This window comes from Mycobacterium sp., from assembly GCF_032161845.1.
In the GTDB taxonomy this organism is placed as follows: domain Bacteria; phylum Actinomycetota; class Actinomycetes; order Mycobacteriales; family Mycobacteriaceae; genus Mycobacterium.
In genome coordinates, this window is the sequence record NZ_JAVRQA010000008.1 from 1 (window position 1) to 26,279 (window position 26,279).

A 26,279-nucleotide genomic window follows, 5' to 3' on the forward strand; every position below is an offset into this window, starting at 1 on the left:
GCGACAACCGACGAGGCGCCCGACACTTCGATCCCGCCGTTCTAGCCACACCCCACGCTCAGTTCACGAGGTAGCGACACCGAACAGCTGCCACACGCCGGGCACACCCTTGAGTTCATGGGCGCCACGGTCTTCGAACTCGAAATCCCCCGACGTGTTCACCGGTCAGGGCAGCAGGATGTACGACATTCCTGGGACGTCCTTGACGTCGCGATCGTTGAAGATGCCAACACCGCCGAGATATGAGTTGTTCATCTCGGTCACGTGTATCCATTGACCATCGACGCGTTGGGACACCGAATCGACCCACGCGACGTGGCCGACGCTGCCCGCGCCGACTACACCGGGCTGGAACACCACGATCGACCGATCTTGGGGATCGTCGGTGACGGTCCAGCCCGCGGCGGCGGCCGTGTCACTCCACGACATCGCATCGCCGGCAAACGCCGGATACGATCCGCTGGCTTCGAACCACTTCTGCGCGGCACCCCAGGTGCATTGACCCGGCGTTCCGGGATTGACTCCCCGAGTCGCGCCCACCGTGCGGGTGACGCCGGTGGCCGACGCCGCCTGGGCATCCGCGTCAGCGAGCGTCGGGTTGCATTCGGGGGCAGCGACTTTGAGGGTGCCGGTCTCGATGTCGGCGTCGGCAACGTAGTGACCGTCCGACGTCCGGTACCAGAGATCATTCCCTCGCCCCGGGACGCTGGAATTGAACAAGTTCCGTACCTGCGGACCGCGCTTGGAGCAGACCAACGTCAGCTGGTCCCCGGGGTGGTAGGACCCGTCCTGGTGCGAGGTCAGGGTGGCGTCCGACATGCGTTGAGTTTGGACTTCGACCGTGGCACTCGTGTCGGCGGACGCCGAAGGGGTCTCAGTCATCGACTGCGTGACCATCGCGGCGACGAGTGCTGTGACGGCTAGTGCTGCCGGTGCGCGACGGCAGAAAAATACTCCAGAATCGAACAGCACGAGTCCTCCGGGTGTGGCCCTTCCCCGACCCACATTCATCGGTATATCAGACCTGCCGCCGGTGCGCAGCAAATCATGATCGATTCGCTTGTCACCTTCCGTTCGAGCACAGCGCGATGATCGCCCAGAGCTAGCAATGAGCCGGGGCCGTCGACGCGGCCCACCGACCCTTAGTCTCGGGGTGCGATTTCGAAGAGGAACTCGTGCTGGCAGATGCGGATCGGGTCGCCGTCGGCCAACACAACGCTGCCGCGGATGCGACGACCGTGCACGAAAACGCCGTTGGCAGAGCGCAGATCGGTAATTACGAAACTGGAGCCCGTGTCGCTGACCACGGCGTGATGGCGACTGACTTCGGCGTCGTCGAGCACGACGTCGTTATCCGCGAGCCGGCCGATCCGAGTGGCCGCGCCGATCAGGGGATACACCTGACCCGACAGGGCATGGAGGCGCGCCACCATGGGATGACCGGTCGCCGTGCTCCGGCGATCGAGGGTCCCCGCGGCAGCGGAGGCGGCAGTGAGGGCGGCTCGACTTACGTCCAGCACCTCTTGGCGCAGGATCCTTTGGTGCAGAGTTCGGATCGTCGGCCCCGGCTCGATACCCAGGTCCGCGGAGAGCGCGGTCGCCAACCGGCGATAGGCGTCGAGTGCATCGGATTGCCGTTCAGCAAGGTAGTAGGCGGTGATCAATTGAGCCCACAGCGGCTCGCGGTAGGGATGTTCGGAGGTAAGGCCTTCGAGAGCACCGATCACGGCATTGCCACGTCCACAGGCGATTTCGGCTTCCGCACGGGCGATGTGGACATCGACCTCGTCCTCGACCAGCGCGGCGGCAAAGGACGCGACGAACTCGAATTCCGATAGGTCCTCGAGTACCCGGCCACGCCATTCGGCGACCGCGCTCGACAGGTGGCGGCTGGCCAGGTCGAACCGTCCAGCCGCCGCCGCCCGAATACCTGCCATCTTCTCGGTGACGAATCGGCCTACGTCGCAATCGACGTCGGGCAGGGTGAGTCGATACCCCGAGGGCGCGGCAGCCAGGACCGTGCGGCCGTCGACCCCGGCATCGTTCAACAACCGCCGTAGGTTGGAGACATAGGTGTGCAGGCTCGCGCGTGCCTCCTGGCGGGCCCGTTGCCCCCACACCGCGTCGACCAACGTCTCACTGCTCACCACCCGATTGCGGTTGATCACCAGCATCGCCAGCACCGCACGCTGCTTGCGGGAGCCCAACGCCACGGGTGAGTCGTCGACTGTCATCTCCAGGGGACCAAGGACGCCGAAACCGATGCGGCCCCGGGTCATCAACACCCACGCGCCTGGGGTTTCGCCGTACCCGTCTGCACCCACGCGTCGGGGATGAAACCGAGATCGGTTCCGTCCACCGCGGTGCGGACCTTGTCCCATACCGGTGTGACTATCGACGGTCCCCCGCCGGCGCCTGGCCCGTCGACTACGTCGCCGATCGTCGTGCAGACGATGAAGACCTCCGACTCGTACGGTAGGTAGCCGGTGACCGGGGCGGAAAGCGCCGGCTCGGTCCGCACCTCGAGGCTGGGTCGCCGCAACACGAAGCCTCGGAACGGTATGTCGCCGCCGGCCTGGTCTCGGCCGGTCTGGGGCGTGGTCACCTGCGGGGCCTGGGACACCCCGTCCTGCTGGGTCAGCATGCCTATGACGACGCCGACCCCACCCAGAATCAGCGCCGCCGCGACGGCGATCACGGTCGGCAGCAACCAACTCCGCCCTTGGCGCCCCGCAGAGCGGTCGACGGGCATCGCCGTCGGTTCGGCGGGAACCGCGCCGGGCGGCATGACGAGGGTGGAATTGCCGCCCCTCGCGGCCTGTTGCGCCGCCCGCACCAGTCCGCCGGCGGTTCCGTACCGGTCGTCGGGATTCTTCGCCATGCCTCGGGCGATGACGGCGTCGAACGTCGCCGGAACGCGTGAATTGGTGACGCTGGGTCGCGGCGGCGGCGACGCGAGGTGGGCGGCGACCAGATTCTCGAGGCTGTCACGGGCGAACGGGCTGTCGCCCGTCAGCGATTCGTAGAGCACGCACGCCAGCGCGTACACGTCGACCGCAGGGGTGGCCTTCTGTTCGGTGAACCGTTCAGGCGCCATGTAGTTGATGGTGCCGATCGGAGCGCCAGCGGTGGTCAGTCGGGTGTCCTTCGTCATTTCGGCGATACCGAAGTCGACCAGGTAGGCGAAATCGGCCTCGGTGACGATGATGTTGTGCGGCTTGACATCACGATGCATCAGTCCCGCGGCGTGGGCAGCATCCAGCGCTGCGCCGACCTGACCGATGATGGCCACCGCCCGCGACGGTTCCAGCGGCCCCCTCGCGATCAATTCGTCGAGCGTCTGCCCGTGCACCAAACGCATGTCGATGTAAAGCCTGCCGTCGATCTCACCCCAGTCGTGGATCGGTATGACGTGCGGCTCTTGCAGCACGGCCGCCGCGTGGGACTCGCGCTGAAACCGCGTCCGAAACGTCTCGTCGGTGGCGAGCCCATCGGCGAGGATCTTCAGCGCGACGCTGCGCTTCTTGACGGTGTCATAGGCCTCGTACACCTCACCCATTCCGCCCTTGCCGAGCAGGTCGACGATGGTGTACTTGCCGAACGCGGTGCCGACGCGCGCCTCCGCGTCGAATCCCCTGATCCCGTCGGGCACAAGGGCAGTGTCGCCCAAACTGGCTCACGTCGCTCACGAATCCCAAATCGGGCCGAATGCCGGTATCCCGCAGCGCTCCAGGCCGTGCACCACCTGCCAGGTGACGGTGCGGTTGGAGACGCAGATGACGGCCTCGGCCCCCGATTCGACGTACGCGGCGTTGGCGAGTTGCAGCACGTCGGGTTGGCCGAGCGCCCCGGTATCCCAGATCAGCGCGTCGGGTTGCGCGGCCTCGATCTCGTCGACGAACGCGTCCCCGTAGGTGAGGCGCGGGTTCTTCGTCACCCAAACCAGCCGCGACGGAACGGAGGTGTCGAGCAGGTGGCCCAGCACCGGCCCGATACCGCTTCCGGTCGCGACCAACACGACCTTCGTGAACAGCTTGCGTACGTTGGCCACACCGACCGTCGGGATGCCGCGCACCCACACCTGCGTCGGCGGCTCGTCGATCAGCGCTGCGGTCCAGTCACCGGCGCGTGAGACCAACATGCGGTATCCGCCCGTGCCCGGCGCGGCCGGCACGTTGGCGAAGTGGTGCCAACCCACGAAGGGCCGACGGCTGATCGGCCGGGTGGTGCCGACGGCGGGGACAGTGCCGTGCTCGAGATGCAGAATCACCGCGTGCGACGACGGACGCTCGCAGGTGACCGGCACGCGGCGCAAAAGCAGCCACGGCCAGATGGCCAACAGCGCGCTCAGCACCACGAGCCAGAAGGCAGGCGCGGTCAGCAGCGCCGAACCGAACGATCGATCGCCACGGCCGCCGTCGACGATGAGCATGGTGTTGATCCAGACAAGCACCAGCGCCGCCCAGCCGCAGAACCGGTGGGTCACCTCGAAACGATCGTGCCGCACGGCGCGCAACCGAGGCAGCGCCATGACGGCCATCACCGTGAACGTCGTCGCGATCGTGATCCCGAGCACGAGGTGGGCGGAGGATGCCTCACCAACCCCGGCGACGGCGTCGCGGATCATCGACACCACGAGCATCAGATACCAGAGCGTTCCCGCGACTGCGGTGCCGACGTGCAAGCCTCCGAAGTGGTAGTACTTGCCGAGCGTCCACCGCACCCGTAGCGGCCAGGATGTCGGCGGTCGGGTGACCAGCCACGCCAACGCGTTTAGCACGTACTGCTGCCGAAACAGCACGGCGGCAGCAAGATTCGTCTGGGCCGTCAGCGCGATCGCGGGCAGGTTGGCGCCGTCTGGTGTCCACCAGTTCGCGGCCGCGGCGCCGTACACCAACCATCCGACGTTGATGGCCAGCGCCAGCGCGACGAGCCGGTTGTAGTGATTCAGGCGCGGGTGCTTCGAGATCCGCCGCAGGTACGGCAAGCGCGGCGCCATCTCCAGGACACCCGCATTGGCAGTTCTGGTGTCCGGCTCGGTGAGCGTCGGCGCAGTCATCACGGTGGTCCCCCAATCGGCGAGCTGCCTCGGCTGGCGAGATCAGCATTCGGGCACCGGCTTGGAGAATTCTCAAATGTTTCTTGGCGGCTCCCGCCCGGGGGCAATCAGGGCAGGCGCGGATCGATCAGGGTGACGCCGACCGGGGCGGCCGCGTCGAACGTCGGAAGCAGGCGGGCGCCCTCGGCCAAACCGACGACGCGCTCAACGAGGTCCTGGGGTCGCAACGTGCCTGCTTCGACGAGGCGCAACATGTCGGGATAGTCGACGGCTGCCATGCCGTGACTGCCGAGAACGTCCAGCTCCCAGGCGATTACCCGGCCCATTGGCACCGCGGGGTGGCCGCCGACACTGGGCAGCAGCCCGACCTGGACGTGGCGGCCGCGGCGTCGCAGGCTGTAAATGGCGTCAGCACACGTTCCCGGCGAGCCGACCGCGTCGACCGCGACATGACTTCCGCCGCCGGTGAGGTCGTGCACCCGGGCCGCAACGTCGGCACCGTATTCTCCCCCGTCGCTTCGCTCGCCCCGGCGTTCTCCCCCGTCGCTTCGCTCGCCCCGGCGTTCGGCGAGGACGGTGTGTTCGGCGCCAAGGCGTCGCGCCAGCGCCAGAGCCGCCGAGGTGCGGTCCACGGCGATCACCCTGGCGCCAGCGGCAACCGCAATTTGTACGGCGCTGAGGCCGACGCCGCCGACCCCGACCACCGTGACCCACTCGCCGTCGGTGATGGCAGCGCGAACGTTCAATGCTCGGTAGGCGGTGGCGAATCGACACCCCAGCGCCGCGGCCGCAGCGTCGTCGATGGCGTCGGTGACCGCCACCAGGTTGGTGTCGGCGGCATGAAGGGCAACGTATTCGGCGAACGAGCCCCAGTGCGTGAAGCCGGGCTGGGTCTGAGCGGGACACACCTGCGCCTGACCACTGAGGCACCATTCGCAGACGCCGCATCCGCAGACGAAGGGGGTCGTGACGCGATCACCGACCGTCCACCGCTGGACGTCCGCCCCCACCGCGACGACAACGCCGACGAGTTCGTGACCGGGAACGTGCGGGAGTGCCACCCCGTCGTCGTGGCCTGCCCACGCATGCCAGTCGCTGCGGCACAAACCCGTCGCGCGCACCTCCACCACGACGCCACCGGCCGAAGGCAACGGATCGGGGACCGCCCGGACGTCCACGGGACCGCCGAACTCCTCGAACACCACAGCGCGCATGAAGACATCGTCGCGCGCCGTTTGGCATGCTGTGAAACATGACGCGCTGGTACCCAGTCGAACCGGCTGACGAAAGTCTCTTCACCTCGGCGCCACACCTCTTCCGCTACTCGAAGACATTCGCCGCCCCGCCGGCGAAGGTGTGGGAATCGCTGGCCTCCGACGAATCACTGTGCGACTGGAGCGGCACCGTCAGCGCGGTGAACTGGCTGAGTCCCCGCCCCTTCGGCGTCGGCACCACCCGGGAGGTCGTCCTGGCCCCCGGCTTGGCGCGCGTCCGCGAGCGCTACTTCCGCTGGGACGAGGGGCACGGCTATTCGTTCGCCGTCTACGAGGCCAACCTTCCCGTCTTCAAACGCTTCGCCGAGGACTACGACGTCGAGCCGGCAGGCCCCGACGGCAACTCGACGCGGTTCACCTGGACCGTCGCCATCGAACCCAAGAGTGCATTCGCGTTGCCCTTCAAACCGCTCGCGCCGGTACTCAAGTTGGCATTCGGCCGAATGGCCGCCGACGGGGAGCGCTTCTTCGCCCGCACCGGGTGACGGCAACTCGCCCAGAGAGCGTCGTTAGGCTGTGCCGCATGGCTGCTGACATCGTGCCGGTGAGGCTTGGGCTGACCAAGGGCGATCTGTACACACTGTGGGCCCCGTCGTGGCGCGACGCCGACGACGAGTGGCAGGCGTTCCTGGGCAAAGACGACGACCTCTACGGCTTCGAATCGGTAGCTGACCTGGCCGCATTCGTCCGGACGAACTCCGACAACGACCTCACCGACCACCCCGCCTGGGCGGCGCTGAAGGAGTCGTCCGCGCACCGACTGGATCCGAGCGAGGAGCGTCGACACGATCTGATCGGCGTGCCCGAGGTGGCCGCCGAGAAGCCGACCGAAGAATCGGTGGCGACGCTGCTACACGCGCTTGCGGTGGTGCAGGCCGTCGGCTCGGTGTGTGATCTGCCGGGGGTGTCCAAGTTCTTCAACGGCAATCCCGTCCTCGGTTCCCTTGGCGGGGGCCTCGAGGCGTTCGAGGGTCGTAGCGGCCGCAAGCGCTGGGCCGAGATCGAAGGCGTCATCGCCCGCAGTTGGGATGGCGTGGTCGACGCGATCGACGAGATCGTCAAGATTCCCGACGTGGACGCTGCGGCGTCGGAGAAGGCCGAGGCCGAACTCGCCGAACCGGCCCCCGAGCTGGAGGTCGAGGACGACTCCGCCGAAGAAGATCTGGTGATCTCCGACGAGGACGACAGCGACGACGAAGAGGCCGCGCTGACCGCGCAGGCCACGGATCAGGTCCTCGGCAGCGACGAGGACTTCTGGGTGCACGTCGGGATCGACCCCATCCGCCTGCTCACGCGCGGCGGCACGTTCTACACCCTGCGCTGCTACATGGACGACCAGCCGATCTTCCTCGGCCGCAACGGACGCATCAGCGTCTTCGGCTCGGAGCGGTCGCTGGCGCGCTACCTCGCCGACGAACACGAGAGCGACCTGTCCGACCTAGCCACCTTCGACGACATCAAGACGGCGGCCACTGACGGCTCGCTGCAGATCAAGGTCACCGACGACAACGTCTACGTGTTGCGCACCCTGTCCGACGACATCGCCGACGGGCCCGATGCCGTCGACGTCGAGCAACTCGAACTCGCCGTCGAGTTGATCCGCGACGTTGGTGACTACGCGGAGGACAACACCGTCGAGGAGGCGCTCGACACGGACCAGCCGCTCGGCAGGTTCATCGGGCACGTGTTGGCGCCCAACAAGGTCGGGAAGCCACCCGCGCCGTATGCCAAGGCCGTCGCGCAGTGGGAGAAGGTCGAGGCGTTCGTGGAGTCCCGTCTCCGCGAGGAGTGATGAGTTTTCCTCGGGCGGCCGGTCAACATCGGCATGACCACGACTGAAGGCTTGACCTCCGGCTCCATCGACGTCCCCGGCGCCCGACTGCACTACGAGGTGCGAGGTAGCGGACCCCTGCTGTTCGTCATTGGCTCCCCGATGGCCGCCGCCGAATTCGCGCCGCTGGCGCACGCCATGGCCACCGACCACACGGTCGTCACCTATGACCCGCGCGGCTTCGCGGGCAGTCCCGTCGACGACCCGGACGGGCCGTCGAATCCCGACCTGCGCGCCGACGACGTCGTAGCGATCCTCGACCATCTCGGCGCCGAGACCGCCGACGTGTTCGGTTCCAGTGGCGGTGCGGTGACCGGGCTGGCGCTGGTCGCCCGCTACCCCGGCCGGGTCGGCACGTTGGTGGCGCACGAGCCCCCGCTGACGGAGCTGCTTCCCGACGCCGAGCAGCAGCGGGCCGCCACGCAGGACATCGTCGACACCTTCGTCAGCGACGGCCTGCACGCCGCGTGGATGAAGTTCATGGTGAACGCCGGCTTCGACCTCGACGCGTTCGGCGACGGGCCACCCGAACCGCAAGGCGCACCGGTGAACCCCGAGCAGGAACTGGCCGAGGGGGCGCGCTTCTTCGTCCACGACTTGGCGCCGACCACGCAGTACCTCCCCGACTTCGAGGCGCTGCGGGCGTCGGCGTCGCGCCTCGTCATCGGCCTCGGCGCAGAGTCGGGCCACCTGATGACGCATCGGACCTCCGTCGCCGTTGCCGAGCGCCTCGGTGTGGAGACCACGGAGTTCCCCGGGGACCACGGCGGATTCCTGGGCGCGCCAGGTGAATTCGCCGACCGCCTTCGCGAGGTCCTGGCCCCCTAGCCCCACCCTCCCCCGCGCCAGTGTGAATCTGACGACGCGTCGTCGCCCTTTTGCGTCGTCAGATTCACGCTCGGTGGGCAGTGTGCGACGGTAGGGTACATCGGCGCCGACGACGCGGGCTAAACCACCCGCGGCGGCCGCTAGCCGATGAGGACGGCGAAGCGCGGCTTGATGACCTCGTCGATCAGCGTCAGCCGCTCACGAAACGGAATGAACGACGACTTCATCGCATTGATGGTGAATCGCTCGAGATCGCTCCAGCCGTAACCGAAGGCCTCGACCAGGCGCAGCATCTCCTGGCTCATGGTGGTGTCACTCATCAACCGGTTGTCGGTGTTGACCGTCACCCGGAACCGCAGCCTGGCCAACAGCGCGAACGGATGCTCGGCGATGCTCGCGACGGCCCCCGTCTGCACGTTGCTGCTTGGGCACAGCTCAAGTGGAATTCGCTTGTCGCGCAATATCGAAGCCAGCCGGCCGAGGGTCGCATCGCTGTCGTCGTGGACCTCGATGTCGTCGACGATCCGCACACCGTGGCCCAGACGATCGGCACCGCAGAAGGAGATCGCCTCCTGGATGGACGGCAGGCCGAAGGCCTCGCCGGCGTGAATGGTGAAGCGGGCGTTGTTGTTTCGCATGTACTCGAAGGCGTCCAGGTGCCGCGTTGGTGGGTAACCGGCCTCCGCGCCTGCGATGTCGAAGCCGACGACGCCCTTGTCGCGGAAGCGGATGGCCAGTTCGGCGATCTCCCGCGACCGGGCGGCGTGCCGCATCGCGGTCACCAGGCAGCGGACCGTGATCGTCTTGCCTGCTGCCGCGGCCGCCTTCTCGCCGTCGGCGAAGCCGGCCAGCACGGCGTCGACGACCGCGTCGAGCGACAGCCCGCCGTCGATGTGGAGTTCAGGAGCGAACCGGATCTCGGCGTACACCACCGAGTCGGCGGCAAGGTCCTCGACGCATTCGAGGGCCACTCGGTGCAACGCCTCCGGGGTCTGCATGACGCCGACCGTGTGGGCGAACGGTTCGAGATAGCGGACCAACGACCCACTATGCGCGGCGGTGCGGAAGAACGTGGCGAGCCCGTCGACGTCGGTCGTCGGCAACCCGTCGTAGCCGAACTTCTCGGCCAATTCCACCACCGTCGACGGACGCAGCCCGCCGTCGAGGTGGTCGTGCAGCAGGGCCTTCGGTGCCTTCTGGATGTTCTCCAACGTCAACGGCGTCGTCATGGCGTGATCCGATCGATGATGAGGGGTTTCTGCTCAGGAGGAGTTGCGCCGACGCTCCAGCCGCCGTCGAGTTCGGCCATCGCCCCTGCGAAGCGTTCCGGGGTGTCGGTGTAAAGCGTGAACAGCGTCTCGCCTGCGGCGACGGCGTCACCGGGCCTGCGGTGGATGCGCACGCCCGCGCCGAACTGCACGTGACCGCCGGGGGTCGAGCGGCCCGCACCCAGCCGCCACACCGCCAGTCCCACCGCCATCGCGTCGATGTCGCCCATCGTGCCACCCCGCGACGCCGTGACCGTCTCCGCGTGCGCCCCGACGGGTAGAGGCTGCGAGAGGTCGCCACCCTGGGCGCTGACGAGATCGCGGAACCTGTCCATCGCCGTGCCGTCGCGCAGCGTCTGTGCGGGGTCCACGTCGTCAATCCCCGCGGCGGCGAGCATCTCCCTGGCCAGCGCCAGCGTCAGCTCGACGACGTCGTCGGGGCCGCCTCCGGCGAGCACGTCGAGCGATTCGGCGACCTCGATCGCGTTGCCCGCCGTCAGGCCCAGCGGCCGGTCCATGTCCGTCAGCAGGGCGCGGGTGTCGATCCCCTGCGCGTTGCCGAGTTCGACCATGGTCGTAGCCAACTCGCGGGCCTCGGCCTCGGAGGTGAGGAAGGCGCCGCGCCCCACCTTGGTGTCCAGTACCAGTGCCCGCGCACCCTCGGCGAGTTTCTTGCTCATCACCGAGCTGGCGATCAGCGGCAGCGACTCGGTGGTGGCGGTGACGTCACGCAGTGCGTAGATCTTGCGGTCGGCTGGCGCGAGGTCACCCGCCGCGAAGATCGCGGCACCGATATCCTGAAGTTGTTGCCGGATACGGGTTTTGGAGAGCTCCGCGGTGAAGCCGGCGATTGCCTCCAGCTTGTCAAGGGTGCCGCCGGTATGTCCGAGTCCACGTCCCGCGGCTTGCGGCACGGCAGCCCCGCAGGCCATCACGACCGGCACCAGCGGGATGGTGATCTTGTCGCCGACCCCGCCGGTCGAGTGCTTGTCCACCAACCGCAGTGGCTTGCCGTCGCGGCGGAGGTCGCCGAAGTCGAAGCGCTCGCCGGAGTCGATCATCGCGGCCGTCCAGCGGGAGATCTCGCCAGGAGTCATCCCCCGCAAAAAGATCGCCATCAGCAGCGCTGACATCTGTTCGTCGTGCACCACGCCGTGCGTGTAGCCGTCGATCACCCAGTCGATCGCGGCGTCGGACAGCACGCCACCGTCGCGCTTGGTGCGGATCACCGTCGGCGCATCGAAGTCGATCCCCGTCACGGCGATTCCACCCGCGCGAGGTCGTCGGGACCGAAGGCGTCCGGCAACAGATCGCCCAGGAGGCGCGGCCCCGCCGGATGGTCGATGAGCATCTCGGGTCCACCGTGTTCGAGGAGCACCTGGCGGCACCGCCCGCAGGGCATCAGAAGGGTTCCGTTGGCATCGACGCACGTGAGCGCGACGAGTCTGCCGCCGCCGCTGGAGTGAAGGGCGCAGGCCACCGAACACTCGGCACAGAGACCTAGGCCATATGAGACATTCTCCACATTGCAGCCGACCAGGATTCGACCATCGGCCGTCAACGCGGCGGCGCCAACACCGAAGCCGGAATACGGCGCATATGAACGAGCGGAAACCTGTATTGCCTTAGCCTTCAATAACTTCCAGTCGATTTCTGGCATCGCGTCAGGTCCGCCGCCGAGTTTCTGAATGCATTTAGAAGCTCCAGTTCCACTACTGCGTTTGCGAATTAGGTCACCCTAATTTCCATGGTATCGGGGCAATCAACGGTCCCACGCTAGTTCTTTCCGTGCCCCCTTTGGGATTAGAGTCGCCAAAGGTTTGGGCAGAGTTTCGGCACCAGGTCCGCCGTCTCTCAAACCGTCCACCGAGGGTGTTGGAGGCGCGGAAGTGAGTACTCGGGCATGACGCAGACAGCAGCGGATTCCGCCGTACCCGCGCCGCGGTCGTCGCCAATACGCCGCCGCACCCTCTATCGCGGGGACCCAGGTATGTGGTCGTGGGTACTGCACCGCATCACGGGCGCCACGATCTTCTTCTTCCTCTTCGTGCACGTGCTCGACACCGCCCTCGTCCGGGTCAGCCCGGAGGCCTACAACTCGATCATCGACACCTACAAGACGCCGATCATCGGCCTCATGGAGATGGGCCTGGTGGTGGCGGTGCTCTACCACGCCCTCAACGGCATCCGAATAATCCTGATCGACTTCTGGCAGAACGGTCCCAAGTACCAGCGACTGATGCTCTGGATCGTTCTCGGCGTGTGGATCACCGTATTCATCGCGGCGCTCGGCGTGATGGGCATGCACATGGTGGAGCGATTCCTATGAGCCCTTCGACGGAAAACCCCTACGACCACGTCAGCGAGCGCGGCGGGCCCGCCCCCGTCATGCAGCGCAGCCACGACCGGCCCGCCGGTCTCGACAACCCGCGCTCACCGCGCGGCCGCAGCGCCATGCCGAACTTCGAGAAGTACGCGTGGCTGTTCATGCGCTTCTCCGGCATCGTGCTCGTCGTCCTGGCGCTCGGCCATCTCTTCGTCGGCCTGATCTGGGATGGCGGGGTCTATCGGATCGACTTCAACTACGTCGCACAACGCTGGGCGTCGCCGTTCTGGCAGACCTGGGACCTGCTGCTGCTGTGGCTGGCCCAACTGCACGGCGGCAACGGCATGCGCACGATCATCAACGACTACGCCCGCAAGGACTCGACGAAGTTCTGGCTGAACACCCTGCTGGCGCTGTCGATCTTGTTCACGGTCGTGCTGGGCACCTATGTGCTGCTGACGTTCGACGCGAACATATCGTGACAAGAGAGCTGGAGTTCATGCCATGTTGATCGAACACCGCTACGACGTCGTCATCGTCGGTGCAGGCGGGGCAGGGATGCGCGCGGCAGTGGAGGCAGGCCCGCGCGTGCGGACCGCCGTGCTGACCAAGCTGTACCCGACGCGCAGCCACACCGGCGCCGCCCAGGGCGGCATGTGCGCCGCCCTGGCCAACGTCGAGGACGACAACTGGGAGTGGCACACCTTCGACACCGTCAAGGGCGGGGACTACCTCGCCGACCAGGACGCCGTCGAGATCATGTGCAAGGAAGCCATCGACGCGGTCTACGACCTCGAGAAGATGGGGATGCCGTTCAACCGCACCCCCGAGGGCCGCATCGATCAACGCCGCTTCGGTGGGCACACCCGCGATCACGGCAAGGCACCCGTCCGACGCGCCTGCTACGCCGCCGATCGCACCGGCCACATGATCCTGCAGACGCTGTACCAAAACTGCGTCAAGCACGACGTCGAGTTCTTCAATGAGTTCTACGCACTGGACCTGGTGCTGTCGGATACCCCGGGCGGCCCCGTCGCGACCGGCATCGTCGCCTACGAACTCGCCACCGGAGACATCCACGTGTTCCGCGCCAAGGCGATCGTCTTCGCCACAGGCGGGTCGGGGCGCATGTACAAGACGACCTCGAACGCGCACACCCTGACCGGCGATGGCCTTGGCATCATCTTCCGCAAGGGACTTCCCTTGGAGGACATGGAATTTCACCAGTTCCACCCGACGGGTCTGGCCGGCCTCGGCATCCTGATCTCCGAGGCCGTGCGCGGCGAGGGTGGGCGGCTGCTCAATGCCGACGGCGAGCGCTTCATGGAGCGCTACGCGCCGACGATCGTCGACCTCGCGCCCCGCGACATCGTGGCGCGGTCCATGGTGCTCGAGGTGCTCGAAGGCCGCGGCGCGGGTCCCAACAAGGACTACGTCTACATCGACGTGCGACACCTCGGCGCCGACGTGCTCGAGGCGAAGCTCCCCGACATCACCGAGTTTGCCCGCACCTACCTTGGCGTCGACCCGGTCACCGAACTGGTGCCCGTCTACCCGACGTGTCACTACGTGATGGGCGGCATCCCGACGACGGTGAACGGCCAGGTGCTGCGCGACAACAGTTCGATCGTGCCTGGTCTGTATGCCGCAGGCGAGTGCGCGTGTGTCTCGGTGCACGGCTCCAACCGGCTGGGCACCAACTCGCTGCTGGACATCAACGTGTTCGGCCGGCGGGCCGGCATCGCAGCCGCGAACTACGCGATGGGACATGACTTCGTCGACCTGCCGGAGACCCCGGCGACCATGGTGACGAGCTGGGTCGGCGACATCCTCTCCGAGCACGGCAACGAGCGCGTCGCCGACATCCGCGGCGCGCTTCAGCAGTCGATGGACAACAACGCCGCCGTCTTCCGCACCGAGGAGACCCTCAAGCAGGCGCTGACCGACATTCATGCGCTCAAGGAGCGGTACGCCCGAATCACGGTGCAGGACAAGGGAAAACGTTACAACAGCGATCTGCTGGAGGCCATCGAGCTCGGGTTCCTGCTTGAGCTGGCCGAGGTCACCGTCGTCGGCGCACTGAACCGCAAGGAGTCCCGCGGCGGCCACGCCCGCGAGGACTACCCGAACCGCGACGACACGAATTACATGCGTCACACCATGGCGTACAAGCAGGGCGACGACCTGCTCAGCGACATCCGGCTGGACTACAAGCCCGTGGTCCAGACTCGTTACGAGCCGATGGAACGGAAGTACTGATGAGCGCACCGGTGCTCGACAGCCCCGACACGCAGGCCACTCCGCCGGTGCCCGAGGGCGCCGTGATGGTCACGCTGAAGATCGCGCGATTCAACCCCGAAGACCCGGACGCGACGAGCTTCCAGAGCTTTCGCGTGCCGTGCCTGCCCAGCGACCGGCTGCTCAACTTGCTGCACTACGTGAAGTGGTACCTCGACGGGACGCTCACCTTCCGCCGTTCGTGTGCGCACGGTGTCTGCGGCTCGGATGCCATGCGCATCAACGGCGTGAACCGGCTGGCATGCAAGGTGTTGTTGCGGGACATGCTGCCAAAGAAGGTGGGCAAGCCACTGACGATCACGATCGAACCGATCCGCGGGCTGCCCGTCGAGAAGGACCTCGTCGTCGATATGGAGCCATTCTTCGACGCCTTCCGCGCGGTGAAGCCGTTCCTCGTCACCACGGGCAATTCGCCTACCCGGGAACGCATTCAGAGCCAGACCGACCGGGCCAGGTACGACGACACCACCAAGTGCATTCTGTGCGCCTGCTGCACGACGAGTTGCCCGGTGTTCTGGAACGAGGGGTCGTACTTCGGGCCAGCGGCAATCGTCAACGCACACCGGTTCATCTTCGACAGCCGTGATGAGGCGGCCGCCGAGCGCCTCGACATCCTCAACGAGGTCGACGGCGTCTGGCGCTGCCGCACCACCTTCAACTGCACCGAGTCCTGCCCCCGCGGCATCCAGGTGACCAAGGCGATCCAGGAAGTCAAGCGCGCGTTGATGTTCGCCCGCTAACTCCCCTCCTTTGCGCGAGGGGTGTCACACAATCGGGGGCTGTCTCGTCCAAGGGACATGACTACTCAACAACCCCGCATCGCGCCCCTGCCACCCAAGAAGGCCACCCTGACGGCGCGCCTGATGTACCGCTACGCCAAGCGTCGCTTCGGCGAGGTCCCCGTGCCGTTCGCGGTCGGCGCGCACCACATGCCGCTGCTCGTCGCCAACGCCGTACACGAAACACTGTTGGAACGCGGCTCGAAGAAACTGCCCGCCGTCATTCGCGAACTGGCGGTGTACTGGACCGCCCGGACAGTCGGCTGCTCGTGGTGCGTGGACTTCGGCGCGATGCTGATTCGTTTGGACGGGCTGGACGTCGACCGGCTCAAGCACATTGACGACTACGCGACCTCACCGCTCTTCACCGACGACGAGCGTGCCGCGATCGCCTATGCCGACGCCATGACCACCGACCCGCACCTGGTCACCGACGAGCAGGTCGCCGATCTGCGGCAGCGCTTCGGCGATGCGGGCACCATGGAGCTGACCTACCAGGTCGGCATCGAGAACATGCGGGCCAGGATGAACACCGCGTTGGGAATCACCGAGCAGGGCTTCAGCTCTGGTGACGCGTGCCGGGTTCCGTGGGCGACCCAGGACCAAGCGGCGAACCAGTGAACTTGTCGGGATTGGCGATGTCCCAGATTGCGCAGACCCGTCCATCGCGGACGGTGAGTGCCTGGATGTGGGGTTGCATCGCGGGGCCCTCCTCGTCGGCCTCGAATCCCGCCGTGATCACGCCCAGTTCGCCGTTGACCAACGCAAGCTGAGCGGACTCGAAGAACCTCGACCCGTACCGCTGGGCCAGGCCGAAGATGAAGCGGGCCACCTTGTCCGGACCGCGGATGACACGGGCGGCAGTCGGCGCCTTGCGATTCGAGTCACCGGTGAACGTCACGTCGGGGTGCAGCAGGGCGACGACGGCCGCCATGTCGCCGACGGCCATGGCGGCCATCAACTTTCCGACGACCTCGTCGTGGGACGCATCGCGCCCGGGCGCCTCGGCGTCGGCCATCACCCGCCTGGCCCTGGAAGCGAGTTGCCGTGCCGACGCTGCGCTGACCCCGAGCACGTCGGCGATCTCGTCGAACGGCACCGAGAACCCGTCGTGCAGGACGAAGGCGACCCGCTGGTCCGGGGTGAGTCGCTCGAGCACCACCATCGCGACGAACCGCGCGTCCTCGTGGGCGACCACGGCGGCGAGCGGATCCGACCGATCGAACGGCGACACCACGGGTTCGGGTAGCCATTCCCCGTAGTAAGCCTCCCGACGGTGCGCGGCCGAGCGCAGACGGTCGAGCCCGATCCGACTGACGACCGTCGTCAGCCAGGCCCGCAGGTCGGTGATCCCGTCGCGTCCTGAGCCGAGCGCGTCCCACCGCAGCCACGCCTCCTGCACCGCGTCCTCGGCGTCGGCGAACGTGCCAGTGAGCCGGTACGCCACCGCAAGCAGATGCGTACGCAACCCCTCGAATTCGTCTGTCCGCTGCGCGGTGGTCACCGGATCAGCGTACTGAGATGCCTCGCCGACCTCTAGGAGCAACGTCCCGGGTGGGGCCCTGAAAGGGAGGTTTTCGTGAGCCGGAGCAATTCGTGGAAACGAATTTCGTCGTCATCGAGCGCTTTGGCAACTGAAACCGTATTCTCCAACAGTTGTCCACGACCAGGGAGATGCAATGACCACCGTTGATACGGGCAGTTCGGGGACCGGCGGGACGGTCGACAGCAAGGGCCTCAAGGGTGGCTCCCTGGGACTGCTGTCCAGCGTCGTCGTCGGCATGGCATCGACCGCGCCCGCCTACAGCCTCGCGGCAGTCCTCGGACTGATCGTGGCCAGTGGCGCAGGCGTCAAGGCCGCATCGATCGTACTGCTGGCATTCATCCCCATCTACCTGATCGCCGTCGCGTATCAGGAGCTGAACAAGGCGGAGCCCGACTGCGGGACGACGTTCACCTGGGCGTCCCGAGCCTTCGGTCCGCTGATCGGCTGGATGGGTGGCTGGGGCATCATCGCCGCCGACGTCATCGTGATGGCCAACCTTGCGCAGATCGCGGGCGCGTACTCGTTCACGTTCCTCGGCGACCTCGGCTGGACCTCGGCGGCGGGCCTCGCCAGCAGCACGCTCTGGTCGACGGTGGCCGGCGTCATCTGGATCGCGGTGATGACCTACATCTGCTATCGCGGCATCGAAGTATCGGCCCGCCTGCAGTACTTCCTGCTGGGCTTCGAGGTCATCATCCTCGTCGTGATCTCGATCTACGCGCTCATCAAGGTCTATACGAGCAACGCGCTACCGGAGTCGATCCACCCGTCGCTGTCCTGGTTCTGGCCCGGCGGCCTGGACTTCGGCACCGTGATCGCCCCGGCAATCCTGATCGCCATCTTCATCTACTGGGGCTGGGACACCGCGGTGGCCTGCAACGAGGAGTCCGACGATCCCGGCACGACGCCCGGCAAGGCTGCCGTGTTGTCGACGTTCCTGCTGCTGGCCACCTACGCCATCGTCACCGTCGCCACGGTCTCCTTCGCCGGTGTCGGGGAAACCGATGCGGGACTTGGCAATCCGGAAAACTCCGCGGACGTGTTCGCCGCCATCGGTCCCGCGCTCTTCGGCGACAGCTTCATCGGACACATCGGCTTGCTCGCCCTGTCGGCGACGATCCTTACCTCGGCGTCGGCATCCACCCAGACGACGATCCTGCCGACGGCTCGCACCACGCTGTCGATGGGCGTCTACAAGGCCCTACCGACGTCCTTCGCGAAGATCCACCGCAAGTACCTGACCCCCACCGTCTCGACCCTCGTGATGGGTGCCGTGTCGATCTTCTTCTATGTACTGTTCACGCTGATCAGCAGCAGCCTGTTGCTGGCCCTCATCGGCTCCGTCGGCTTGATGATCGCCTTCTACTACGGGATGACCGGTTACGCCTGCGTCTGGTACTACCGCAAGACGTTCACCAAGTCAGCACGCGACGTCCTGATGCGCTGCGTGGTGCCCCTGCTGGGCGCCGTCATGCTCACGGTGGTCTTCGCCTACGGACTGATCTCGTACGCGAAGCCCGACTACCTCGTCGACGACGACGGCAACAACGTGACGATCCTCGGGTTCGGCGCCGTCGCCGTCGTGGGCATCGGCGCCCTGGTTCTCGGCGTGATCATGATGTTCGTCTGGTGGGCGATGTCGCCGAGCTACTTCAAGGGCGAGACCCTGCCGCGCCGCGCGGACCTTCTTCTCGAACCCGCCGTCGGATCCGTTGCCCGCTTCGGGCTGCCCGACTCCGGCGATATGCCGACCGTCATCTCCCAGGATCTTTCGAACCTACCCGCGGGCGAAACGGCCGTCGATCCGTCCACCGGCGAGGAGTTCACCAAGAGGGGCTGACCGTGGGTAACCCCGTTAGCGACGAACTCCGTTGTGGCCAGCGCACCCGGCGCCGTTACGTCGGAGCCGATCGACGTAACGGCGCTGGTGCATAACAACTTTGGAGTTGCGCCTCCTATGAGCGAGTGCTGTAGGAGTGCGCGCCCACCCCGGCGAGCTGGCCGGCGTCGACGATCAGATACTCGTCGCGGATGGGCGAGCCGCTGAAGTACGACTCGAGGATCTCGCGCGTCCCCGCGGCGTAGCGGGTCTGCGCCGAAAGCGACGTACCAGAGATGTGGGGCGTCATGCCGTGGTGGGGCATGGTGCGCCACGGGTGGTCGGCCTGGGCAGGCTGCGGGTACCAGACGTCGCCTGCGTAACCGGCGAGCTGACCGCTCTCCAGCGCCTGGACGACGGCGTCGCGATCGCAGATCAGCGCCCGCGCGGTGTTGATCAGGTATGCCCCGCGGCGCATCGTGGAGAGCAGCTCGTCATTGAACAGCCCCTCCGTCTCCGGATGCAGCGGCGCATTGATCGTGACGACGTCGCACGCCGGCGCCAGGTCCCTGGCAGTCGGGTGGTAGGTCTGGTTGAGTTCCGTCTCCACCTCCGCGGACAGGCGGTGCCGGTCGGTGTAGTGCAGCCGCACGCCGAACGGTGCCAGCCGACGCAAGACGGCCAGGCCGATCCGCCCAGCCGCCACAGTGCCGACGTCCATGCCCTCGAGGTCATAGGACCGTGTGACGCAGTCGGCGATGTTCCAGCCACCCTTGCGAACCCACTCGTTGGACGGCAGGTAGTTGCGGACCAGTCCGAGGATCATCATCATGACGTGCTCGGCGACGCTGATGCTGTTGCAGTAGGTCACCTCCGCGACGGTCACGCCATGCTGGATGGCGGCGTCGAGATCGACATGGTCGGAGCCGATTCCCGCGGTGAGCGCCAACCTGAGGTTGGGCGCGTTCTCAATGCGCTCCTTGGTCAGGTAGGCCGGGTAGAACGGCTGAGAGATCACGATCTCGGCATCGGCCAGATGGCGATCCAGCTCCGAGTTGGGTCCCTCCTTGTCGGAGGTCACGACGAGTTCGTGCCCGAGACCCTCCACGTACTTCCTCAGACCAAGCTCGCCGGACACGCTGCCCAACAACGTCCCTGGCGTGAAGTCGATCGATGAAGGGCTTGGCAGGGTCTGACCGCCCGGATACCCGTCGAGCTTCGGAAGGGTGTCGCGCGCGTACTGCGTTGGGTACCCGTCGATCGGATCGTCATACAGGACGCACACTACTTTGGCCATAATCGTTCCTTTGCTCAGCGAGGGCCGGGCGGTGTCATCCGACCTGGCGCGATCCAGTTGGGGCGCAACATGAATCGTGTCCGACGCGGATCGGCGCCGGCAAGGGGTTGCAATGACGGAAGATTCGATCTCTTGATAGGTATCGTCAATGAGGACGGCCGCGACCCAACGGGTTCGGCCGCGTATTCGAAGGGAGCGGCGCGTGCACGGTGAGGTGCTGGTCCGTCAGCTCGAGTACCTCGTCGCCTTGGCCCGCGAACGCCACTTCGGTCGCGCGGCGCAGTCCTGTCACGTCAGCCAACCGTCGCTTTCTGGCGCAATCAGAAAGCTCGAGACCAACCTCGGCGTGATGATCGTGATGCGCGGCAGGCGCTTCGAGGGTTTCACCGAGGAGGGCGCGCGAGTAGTGCGCTGGGCGCACCGGATTCTCGCCGAACGGGATGCACTGCTCGCTGACGTCGACCGGATGCACGGCGGGATCACCGCGACGGTTCGGATCGGCGCAGTGCCGACCGCGATTCCGGCAACACCGCTCATCACCGAGCGGTTCAGTGTGCACAACCCGATGGCCGGAGTTCGGATCGAAGCCCTCGCCTCCCGCGAGATCACAAGGCGTCTAGCCGAATTCGAGCTCGACGCGGGTGTCACGTACCTCGACGACGAAACCCCGCCTGGTCTCCGTCGCATCGAGTTGTATCGCGAGCGCTACCTGTTGTTGGTCGAAAGGGCGCACCCGGCGGCGACCAGCGAGGTAGTGGAATGGGAGGCGGCGGCGAAGTTGCCCCTGTGTGTGCTGACCGCCGAAATGCGCAATCGCCGCATCCTGGACGCGACGATGGCGTCCGTCGGAGAGCGAATCAGACCTTCGATCGAGACGGACAACGTCGGCGCGCTCTTCGCTTATGTCGCAACTCGACAACTACCGAGTATCGTCGCGCATACCTGGTTGCATGCCTTTGGTGTACCGGACGGCATGTGCGTCCGGCCTCTTCGCGAGATTCGACCTCGCCCGGTATTGGGGCTGGTGCTTTCCGACGGCACTCCGCCGTCGATCATTGCCGATGCCCTTGCCGCATCCCTTCGCGACGCCGACCTGACCGGGCTGCTCGATCTGTCCTTGGAAGCGGCCCTCGCAAAGTGCGCAGACGTCGATTCGTCTACCGCGCATTGAGCCTGAGCGCCGGATTCCTTGTGTGCCTGAGGTATCAACGTGTGCCTGAGGTATCAACCGATTGCGACGCCGCCCGCCGGGGATGCGTTACATTGGTCGGGCTAGAACGCGGGAGCTCGGAGATACCGGGCTGAGAGGGTGGCTGCGGAGCCACCGACCGCCTGAACCTGACCGGGTAATGCCGGCGTAGGGAAGTGAGCTCCGATGTCGATCGTCGTACGCCGTCTCCGTCCTTCCGGCCATCGCGGTTCGGACGGCGAAGTCCCGCCCACCCTGGTCGAGCCCGCACCCCGGGTGTTGGGAGTCTTCGACCAGCTGGGCCTGTGGGGAAATCTCGGCGTCAGCCTGCTCGGATTCACTGGCGCGGCAGTCGTTCTCCAGCCCGGCGGCCCTGGCACTCCGCACCTGTCACTGATCGCTGCGCTTCTGGCGACCGTCGTGGGAACGACGCTCGGCGCTGCCGCCATCGCGGCGTCGGCGATACCGGGAGCACAGACCGGCGCACCGGCGATGGTGCTGCTGCGTGGCTTGTTGGGTGCGCGGGTCTCCTATCTGCCGACGGTGCTCAACATCGTGCAGATGGTTGGGTGGGGCACGTTCGAGTTGGTCACCATCGCCACAGCCGCGGCCACCGTGCTGCCCGCGGTTCCCCAGTGGGTCTTCGTCGTCATGGGTGGCGTCATCACGACCGGACTCTCGCTCTACCCGCTGGGCGCAGTCCGCGTGTTACGTCGGTACGTCACCGTAACGGTGGTGATTGCCTTGGCCTACTTGTTCTTTCAACTGCTGGCCCGACCCCTTCCACCGCTGACGGAAGGGACGTGGTCGGGTTTCAGCATCGGGGTCGACACCACGGTCGCGGTGGCCGTGTCCTGGGTGCCGATGGCCGCTGACTACGCCAGGCATTCTCGTAGTTCGGCGGCCGCGTTTACCGGTGCATTCCTCGGTTACGGTCTGACTCAGATCGCCTGTTACGCCCTTGGCCTGTTGGCCCTCGTCACCGTTGCCGTGGACGGGGATCACATCTTCGGCGCGTTCATCGCCGTTCCCCTCGGCGGGCTGGCGTTCGCGATACTCGCCATTCGGGAAATGGACCAGTCGTTCGCCAACGTCTATTCGGCCACGGTGTCGACGCAGAACGTGCGACCCCGCTGGGACCGTCGGCCCATCGCCGTCACGGTGGGCGTACTCATCACCCTGCTCGCACTCGCGGTGAACATCTACGGGTACGCCAGCTTCCTGTCGTTGATCGGCTCGGTGTTCGTGCCCTTGTTCGCGGTACTCGCGGTGGACTACTTCTGCTTCTCGGGGAGGCGCGGATGGGATTTGACCCTGAATTCGCCATCGCGGTGGCTGATGTTGGCACCGTGGGGGCTGGGCTTCGTGACTTACCAGCTGATCTATCCGGGCCAAGTTGGTTGGTGGGCGGCAGCTTGGGGTGAACTGGCGCAGGCAATCGGCTTCATCGCCCGCCCGTGGATGAGCGCCTCGATCTTCTCCTTCGCGGTCGCTGCCGTCCTGACCCTGGTAGTCGGTGGCACGTCTCGGTTGGCTGATCGACGATCACGAATCACCCCGGCGGCACGAGTGCGCGAGGGTGACCGCGAAGGCGGAAATGTGACGTAACACCTATGTGAGAGATCTCGCGCCGCGCGGACTAGCGGCGACGGGGACTCGTGCGGGAAAATTGGTCCATGCACGCGAACGCCGCGGACCACGGCACCAGGCCGTCGTCGGCGACCATGAACCCCATCCGGTGGTGGGTGGCGTGTGCATTTAGCCGTCGTCCGCTGGTCCGCGGGGCAGACCGGGTAGAAGCGTGGGCCCTGATCGTCGGGTTGGTCGCCATCATCGGCGCCGCGTTCCCCGCCACGGCCGTCGGCCACGTGGGCTACGCCGCGAGGGCGCAAACCATCGCCGCCGAGACCGCCGCTCGTCATCCTGTCGAAGCCGTCGCGCTCGCTGCCAGCACCGCCGATCCGACCCAGGTCGAGTCGACCTCCACGTCGTTCCTGGTGCACGTGCGCTGGACCGCCAACAACGTGACACACGACGACGTGTCGAACGTCGAGCAGCCGGTGAAGGCCGGGCAGCCGGTGCGTATCTGGCTCAACGACGCCGGCAAGGTGACCACGCCTCCGCAGACCGACACCGACGCGCACATCGACGCGATCGGCGCCGTGGCGCTCCTGTGGCTGGTGTTCGCAGCCTTTATCGGCGTGGCTCTGGCCACGCTCCGAACGGTGCTCGGTCGCTCCCGCGGCCGTAACTGGGACCGCGAGTTGCGCGAACTCGTCGAAGATGGCGGCGGATCCGCCGCCCCAAAGCCCTGATTCACCGCGCTCAGCCGCGCATCAACTCGGCGACGTGCGCGGAGACTGACTCCTTCAGACCCTGAAGGTCGTAGCCGCCTTCGAGAACCGACACCAGACGGCCACCGCAGTGCCGCTCGGCGGCCACCATCAACTCGCGCGTCACCCAGGCGAAGTCGCCCGCGATCATGCACAAGGAGCCGAGCGGATCGCGTTCGTGGGCGTCGAATCCCGCCGAGACGATGATGAGTTCGGGTGCAAAGGCATTGAGCGCAGGCAGGATTCGGTCCGTGAACGCCGCGCGGAGGTCGTCACCTCCATCGCCGGCCGCCAGCGGAGTGTTGAAGACGTTCCCGACGCCCGTCTCGCGAACTTCGCCGGTTCCGGGGAACCACGGCATTTGATGGGTGGAGGCGTACAGCACGTTGGGATCCGAATAGAAGATCTCCTGTGTGCCGTTGCCGTGGTGGACGTCGAAGTCGACGATCGCGACCCTGGTCAGTCCGTGCTTGAGTTGGGCGTGGCGGGCACCGATGCCGATGTTGTTGAACAGACAGAAGCCCATGGCGCGATCGGTCTCGGCGTGGTGTCCCGGCGGGCGGCACGCGACGAACGCGTTCTGCACCCTCCCGGCAAGGACGCTGTCGACTGCCTGGATGGTGCCCCCGACTCCGCGCAGGACGACTTCCCAGGTCGAAGGCTCCATCATGGTGTCGCCGCCGTCGAGGTAGACGTAGCCCTGGTCCGGTCGGGCGGCTTCCAGGGTGTCGACGTAGTCCTGCGTATGGACGTAGCGCGTGGCGTCGAGGGAACCGATCTCGGCCTCGTCGCGGACCAGCGCATCGAACCGGGACTGGCCGAGGGCTGATTGCACCGCACGGTAGCGATCGGGTCGCTCGGGATGCCCTGCGGAGGTCTGGTGATTGGCGAAGGCATCGTGGTGTATCAGCAGAGTGGGCAAGCCGTGGGCTCCTGTCAGCTCGGACAACTCGTGGACGAGGGTCCAACGCGGAATACTGTATGCAACGCTAGCCGGTGTTCATGCCTTGGTCCATGAGTCGTCCTTTGTCGAACGATTCCCTGGTCAGCCGCTCGGTGGCCTCGGCGAGCAGTTCGTCGGCGCGTTCCATGCAGCGTCGACGGTCCGGCTCGAGGTCGCTGAGCGTGTGCACGCCCGAGATACCCGCGGCGCGGGCCGCGCCAGGCAGGAGTGTCGACACCCCGGCAACGGCGTACGTCGGTATGCCGTGGGTGGCGGCTCGACGCGCGACCCCGACCGCCGCCTTGCCGCGGAGGGATTGGTCGTCCAGTGAACCCTCGCCGGTGATGACGGCACGCGCACCGGCCAGGCGTCGATCGAGATCGACGAGATCCAGGATCAGCTCGATACCGGGCCGCATCCGCGCACCCAGCACGGACATCGCCGCGAAGCCGACTCCCCCCGCGGCGCCCGCCCCGGCGCTGTCGCGGAAGGCGGTGTTCGTCGTGCGTTCCACGACGTCGGCCCAGGTCCGGAGCGCGTGGTCCAGTTCCGCTACCTGGCCGGGGTCAGCTCCCTTCTGCGGCGCGTAGACGTGCGCAGCACCCAGTGGGCCGTAGAGCGGATTGTCGACGTCTGCGGCGATCGTGAAGGTGGCGGCGGCGATGTCGCGGCGAAGGCCAGCCAGGTCGAGGCCGATGGACGCGGCGATCGACTGCCCACTGGGAGCGGGGCGTCCACCTTGTCCATCGCACACGACCGCGCCGAGGGCAGCGAGGAAACCGGCTCCGCCATCGGTACTCGCACTGCCGCCGACGCCGATGACGATGTCGCGGCAGCCCTGATCCAGCGCCTGCGCGACGACCTCGCCAAGGCCAAAGCTGTTCGCGCCCAATGGTTCTAATACGGCGCCCGGAAGCCGTTGCAAGCCACAGATTTCGGCCATCTCCACCACAGCGGTCTCTCCGTTGCGGGCGTAGGCGGTGAGCACCCGTTGACCGGTCGGCCCCGTGGCATAGACGGGCACCCGTTCGAATCCCGCAGCCACCACGGTGTCGAGTGTGCCGTCGCCGCCGTCGGCGACGGGGCACTCGATGGTCCGAAGGTCCGGGTCTGCGCGCCGCACGCCGCGCGCCATCGCCTGCGCCGCCTGACCTGCCGTCAGCGATCCCTTGAACTTGTCGGGGGCTAGCACTACGTGACCAATCATGGAACGGAAGTGCCGTCCCATTTCAGTGCGGTGTTGCAGCGTCATGCGACATCCTCGTGGCGAGTCGGCAATTAATTCCGCAATACGGAATTCATAATCCGCTGTCAGTATAGGCGCAGGTGTCGACAAGCCGGTCCGGAATCACGCCCGTACGCCAGCGAAGTCGCTGGTCATTCACGGTGTTTATCAAGCCATTCACAGTCAGTATCGGCACTGTCGGCCCTTGACAAGTCCTTGTCGTGCGCGTTCACTCGTTCTTGAAACTGATAGCTCTACTCCGTA

General features: G+C 66.4%; 23 protein-coding genes, 1 pseudogene and 1 riboswitch. Of the genes and pseudogenes, 12 read left to right on the forward strand and 12 right to left on the reverse strand.

Annotated features, from left to right (window positions below; genetic code table 11):
- Positions 1-165 precede the first annotated feature (165 nt).
- From QOD90_RS00300 to QOD90_RS00320, 5 genes are all read right to left on the reverse strand, one after another.
- Positions 166-819 (reverse strand): CHAP domain-containing protein, encoded by a 654-nt coding sequence (locus QOD90_RS00300; protein WP_526345503.1) that lies wholly within the window; start codon positions 817-819, stop codon positions 166-168.
- A 323-nt stretch (positions 820-1,142) separates the two neighbouring features.
- Entirely contained in the window at positions 1,143-2,279 is a 1,137-nt protein-coding gene (locus QOD90_RS00305) for a BTAD domain-containing putative transcriptional regulator (protein ID WP_526345567.1), read from the reverse strand.
- Positions 2,279-3,652 (reverse strand): serine/threonine-protein kinase, encoded by a 1,374-nt coding sequence (locus QOD90_RS00310; RefSeq protein WP_526345505.1) that lies wholly within the window; start codon positions 3,650-3,652, stop codon positions 2,279-2,281. Before QOD90_RS00310 ends, QOD90_RS00305 begins: the two co-directional genes overlap by 1 nt.
- 33 nt (positions 3,653-3,685) lie before the next feature.
- Complete coding sequence (locus QOD90_RS00315) at positions 3,686-5,059, reverse strand: FNR domain-containing protein (RefSeq protein ID WP_526345507.1); 1,374 nt, start codon at positions 5,057-5,059, stop codon at positions 3,686-3,688.
- 107 nt (positions 5,060-5,166) lie between these two features.
- Complete coding sequence (locus tag QOD90_RS00320; RefSeq protein ID WP_526345509.1) at positions 5,167-6,273, reverse strand: alcohol dehydrogenase catalytic domain-containing protein; 1,107 nt, start codon at positions 6,271-6,273, stop codon at positions 5,167-5,169.
- Between the two features lie 38 nt (positions 6,274-6,311).
- Here QOD90_RS00320 and QOD90_RS00325 point away from each other — a divergent pair, with 38 nt between their 5' ends.
- The 3 genes from QOD90_RS00325 to QOD90_RS00335 are packed head-to-tail and all read left to right on the forward strand — an operon-like array spanning position 6,312 to position 8,992.
- Complete coding sequence (locus QOD90_RS00325; protein ID WP_526345511.1) at positions 6,312-6,818, forward strand: SRPBCC family protein; 507 nt, start codon at positions 6,312-6,314, stop codon at positions 6,816-6,818.
- A 38-nt stretch (positions 6,819-6,856) separates the two neighbouring features.
- Complete coding sequence (gene satS / locus QOD90_RS00330; protein ID WP_526345513.1) at positions 6,857-8,125, forward strand: protein export chaperone SatS; 1,269 nt, start codon at positions 6,857-6,859, stop codon at positions 8,123-8,125.
- 33 nt (positions 8,126-8,158) lie between these two features.
- A complete protein-coding gene (locus QOD90_RS00335) occupies positions 8,159-8,992 on the forward strand; it encodes an alpha/beta fold hydrolase (RefSeq protein WP_526345515.1) in 834 nt (277 codons plus the stop codon).
- Positions 8,993-9,132: 140 nt separating this feature from the next.
- On the opposite strand, the gene QOD90_RS00340 is transcribed toward QOD90_RS00335, so the two are convergent.
- From QOD90_RS00340 to QOD90_RS00350, 3 genes are read right to left on the reverse strand one after another with little or no spacing between them, the layout of a single operon-like run.
- Complete coding sequence (locus QOD90_RS00340) at positions 9,133-10,221, reverse strand: adenosine deaminase (RefSeq protein ID WP_526345517.1); 1,089 nt, start codon at positions 10,219-10,221, stop codon at positions 9,133-9,135.
- Positions 10,218-11,519 carry a thymidine phosphorylase gene (locus tag QOD90_RS00345; protein ID WP_526345519.1) on the reverse strand — a complete coding sequence of 434 codons (1,302 nt, stop codon included), beginning with the start codon at positions 11,517-11,519 and terminating at the stop codon, positions 10,218-10,220. The genes QOD90_RS00340 and QOD90_RS00345 overlap by 4 nt, the downstream gene beginning before the upstream one ends.
- Entirely contained in the window at positions 11,516-11,920 is a 405-nt protein-coding gene (locus QOD90_RS00350; protein WP_526345521.1) for a cytidine deaminase, read from the reverse strand. Before QOD90_RS00350 ends, QOD90_RS00345 begins: the two co-directional genes overlap by 4 nt.
- Before the next feature lie 243 nt (positions 11,921-12,163).
- Here QOD90_RS00350 and sdhC point away from each other — a divergent pair, with 243 nt between their 5' ends.
- The 5 genes and pseudogenes from sdhC to QOD90_RS00375 all read left to right on the forward strand — a co-directional run.
- A complete protein-coding gene (gene sdhC / locus QOD90_RS00355; RefSeq protein ID WP_526345523.1) occupies positions 12,164-12,589 on the forward strand; it encodes a succinate dehydrogenase, cytochrome b556 subunit in 426 nt (141 codons plus the stop codon).
- Positions 12,586-13,068: a succinate dehydrogenase hydrophobic membrane anchor subunit gene (locus QOD90_RS00360; RefSeq protein WP_526345525.1), complete on the forward strand. Its 483-nt coding sequence runs from the start codon at positions 12,586-12,588 to the stop codon at positions 13,066-13,068. Before sdhC ends, QOD90_RS00360 begins: the two co-directional genes overlap by 4 nt.
- Before the next feature lie 22 nt (positions 13,069-13,090).
- On the forward strand, positions 13,091-14,845 hold the full coding sequence (gene sdhA / locus QOD90_RS00365) for a succinate dehydrogenase flavoprotein subunit (protein ID WP_526345527.1): 1,755 nt from the start codon (positions 13,091-13,093) through the stop codon (positions 14,843-14,845).
- Positions 14,845-15,624, forward strand: a complete 780-nt coding sequence (locus tag QOD90_RS00370) for a succinate dehydrogenase/fumarate reductase iron-sulfur subunit (RefSeq protein ID WP_526345529.1) — start codon at positions 14,845-14,847, stop codon at positions 15,622-15,624. The genes sdhA and QOD90_RS00370 overlap by 1 nt, the downstream gene beginning before the upstream one ends.
- Before the next feature lie 60 nt (positions 15,625-15,684).
- Positions 15,685-16,284, forward strand: a pseudogene (locus QOD90_RS00375) (carboxymuconolactone decarboxylase family protein); the annotation flags it as partial.
- Here the strand turns inward: QOD90_RS00375 and sigJ are convergent.
- Positions 16,223-17,167 carry an RNA polymerase sigma factor SigJ gene (gene sigJ, locus QOD90_RS00380; protein ID WP_526345531.1) on the reverse strand — a complete coding sequence of 315 codons (945 nt, stop codon included), beginning with the start codon at positions 17,165-17,167 and terminating at the stop codon, positions 16,223-16,225. The pseudogene QOD90_RS00375 and the gene sigJ overlap by 62 nt on opposite strands.
- A gap of 175 nt (positions 17,168-17,342) precedes the next feature.
- Between sigJ and QOD90_RS00385 the strand changes: the two genes are divergently transcribed.
- A complete protein-coding gene (locus QOD90_RS00385) occupies positions 17,343-19,049 on the forward strand; it encodes an amino acid permease (protein ID WP_526345533.1) in 1,707 nt (568 codons plus the stop codon).
- A 115-nt stretch (positions 19,050-19,164) separates the two neighbouring features.
- On the opposite strand, the gene QOD90_RS00390 is transcribed toward QOD90_RS00385, so the two are convergent.
- Entirely contained in the window at positions 19,165-20,325 is a 1,161-nt protein-coding gene (locus QOD90_RS00390) for an NAD-dependent formate dehydrogenase (protein ID WP_526345535.1), read from the reverse strand.
- Positions 20,326-20,527: 202 nt separating this feature from the next.
- Here QOD90_RS00390 and QOD90_RS00395 point away from each other — a divergent pair, with 202 nt between their 5' ends.
- From QOD90_RS00395 to QOD90_RS00405, 3 genes are all read left to right on the forward strand, one after another.
- Positions 20,528-21,496: a LysR family transcriptional regulator gene (locus tag QOD90_RS00395; protein ID WP_526345537.1), complete on the forward strand. Its 969-nt coding sequence runs from the start codon at positions 20,528-20,530 to the stop codon at positions 21,494-21,496.
- A gap of 98 nt (positions 21,497-21,594) precedes the next feature.
- Positions 21,595-21,707, forward strand: a riboswitch (TPP riboswitch).
- Complete coding sequence (locus tag QOD90_RS00400; protein ID WP_526345539.1) at positions 21,701-23,122, forward strand: purine-cytosine permease family protein; 1,422 nt, start codon at positions 21,701-21,703, stop codon at positions 23,120-23,122. It overlaps the preceding riboswitch by 7 nt.
- A gap of 68 nt (positions 23,123-23,190) precedes the next feature.
- On the forward strand, positions 23,191-23,829 hold the full coding sequence (locus tag QOD90_RS00405; protein ID WP_526345541.1) for an Rv1733c family protein: 639 nt from the start codon (positions 23,191-23,193) through the stop codon (positions 23,827-23,829).
- Between the two features lie 10 nt (positions 23,830-23,839).
- Here the strand turns inward: QOD90_RS00405 and QOD90_RS00410 are convergent, their stop codons facing one another.
- Together QOD90_RS00410 and QOD90_RS00415 are read right to left on the reverse strand one after the other, a co-directional pair.
- Entirely contained in the window at positions 23,840-24,769 is a 930-nt protein-coding gene (locus tag QOD90_RS00410) for a histone deacetylase family protein (RefSeq protein WP_526345543.1), read from the reverse strand.
- A gap of 67 nt (positions 24,770-24,836) precedes the next feature.
- Positions 24,837-26,042 (reverse strand): glycerate kinase, encoded by a 1,206-nt coding sequence (locus QOD90_RS00415; protein WP_526345545.1) that lies wholly within the window; start codon positions 26,040-26,042, stop codon positions 24,837-24,839.
- Between the last annotated feature and the right edge of the window lie 237 nt (positions 26,043-26,279).

Coding starts and splice junctions, on each gene's coding strand:
- QOD90_RS00415 (WP_526345545.1), bottom strand. CDS start 26,042: ATGACGCTGCAACACCGCACTGAAATGGGACGGCACTTCCGTTCCATG.
- QOD90_RS00315 (WP_526345507.1), bottom strand. CDS start 5,059: ATGACTGCGCCGACGCTCACCGAGCCGGACACCAGAACTGCCAATGCG.
- QOD90_RS00385 (WP_526345533.1), top strand. CDS start 17,343: ATGACCACCGTTGATACGGGCAGTTCGGGGACCGGCGGGACGGTCGAC.
- QOD90_RS00300 (WP_526345503.1), bottom strand. CDS start 819: ATGTCGGACGCCACCCTGACCTCGCACCAGGACGGGTCCTACCACCCC.
- QOD90_RS00360 (WP_526345525.1), top strand. CDS start 12,586: ATGAGCCCTTCGACGGAAAACCCCTACGACCACGTCAGCGAGCGCGGC.
- sdhC (WP_526345523.1), top strand. CDS start 12,164: ATGACGCAGACAGCAGCGGATTCCGCCGTACCCGCGCCGCGGTCGTCG.
- QOD90_RS00400 (WP_526345539.1), top strand. CDS start 21,701: ATGTCGATCGTCGTACGCCGTCTCCGTCCTTCCGGCCATCGCGGTTCG.
- QOD90_RS00320 (WP_526345509.1), bottom strand. CDS start 6,273: ATGCGCGCTGTGGTGTTCGAGGAGTTCGGCGGTCCCGTGGACGTCCGG.
- QOD90_RS00390 (WP_526345535.1), bottom strand. CDS start 20,325: ATGGCCAAAGTAGTGTGCGTCCTGTATGACGATCCGATCGACGGGTAC.
- QOD90_RS00405 (WP_526345541.1), top strand. CDS start 23,191: ATGCACGCGAACGCCGCGGACCACGGCACCAGGCCGTCGTCGGCGACC.
- sdhA (WP_526345527.1), top strand. CDS start 13,091: ATGTTGATCGAACACCGCTACGACGTCGTCATCGTCGGTGCAGGCGGG.
- QOD90_RS00340 (WP_526345517.1), bottom strand. CDS start 10,221: ATGACGACGCCGTTGACGTTGGAGAACATCCAGAAGGCACCGAAGGCC.
- QOD90_RS00350 (WP_526345521.1), bottom strand. CDS start 11,920: ATGCCAGAAATCGACTGGAAGTTATTGAAGGCTAAGGCAATACAGGTT.
- satS (WP_526345513.1), top strand. CDS start 6,857: ATGGCTGCTGACATCGTGCCGGTGAGGCTTGGGCTGACCAAGGGCGAT.
- QOD90_RS00305 (WP_526345567.1), bottom strand. CDS start 2,279: ATGACCCGGGGCCGCATCGGTTTCGGCGTCCTTGGTCCCCTGGAGATG.
- QOD90_RS00325 (WP_526345511.1), top strand. CDS start 6,312: ATGACGCGCTGGTACCCAGTCGAACCGGCTGACGAAAGTCTCTTCACC.
- QOD90_RS00335 (WP_526345515.1), top strand. CDS start 8,159: ATGACCACGACTGAAGGCTTGACCTCCGGCTCCATCGACGTCCCCGGC.
- QOD90_RS00370 (WP_526345529.1), top strand. CDS start 14,845: ATGAGCGCACCGGTGCTCGACAGCCCCGACACGCAGGCCACTCCGCCG.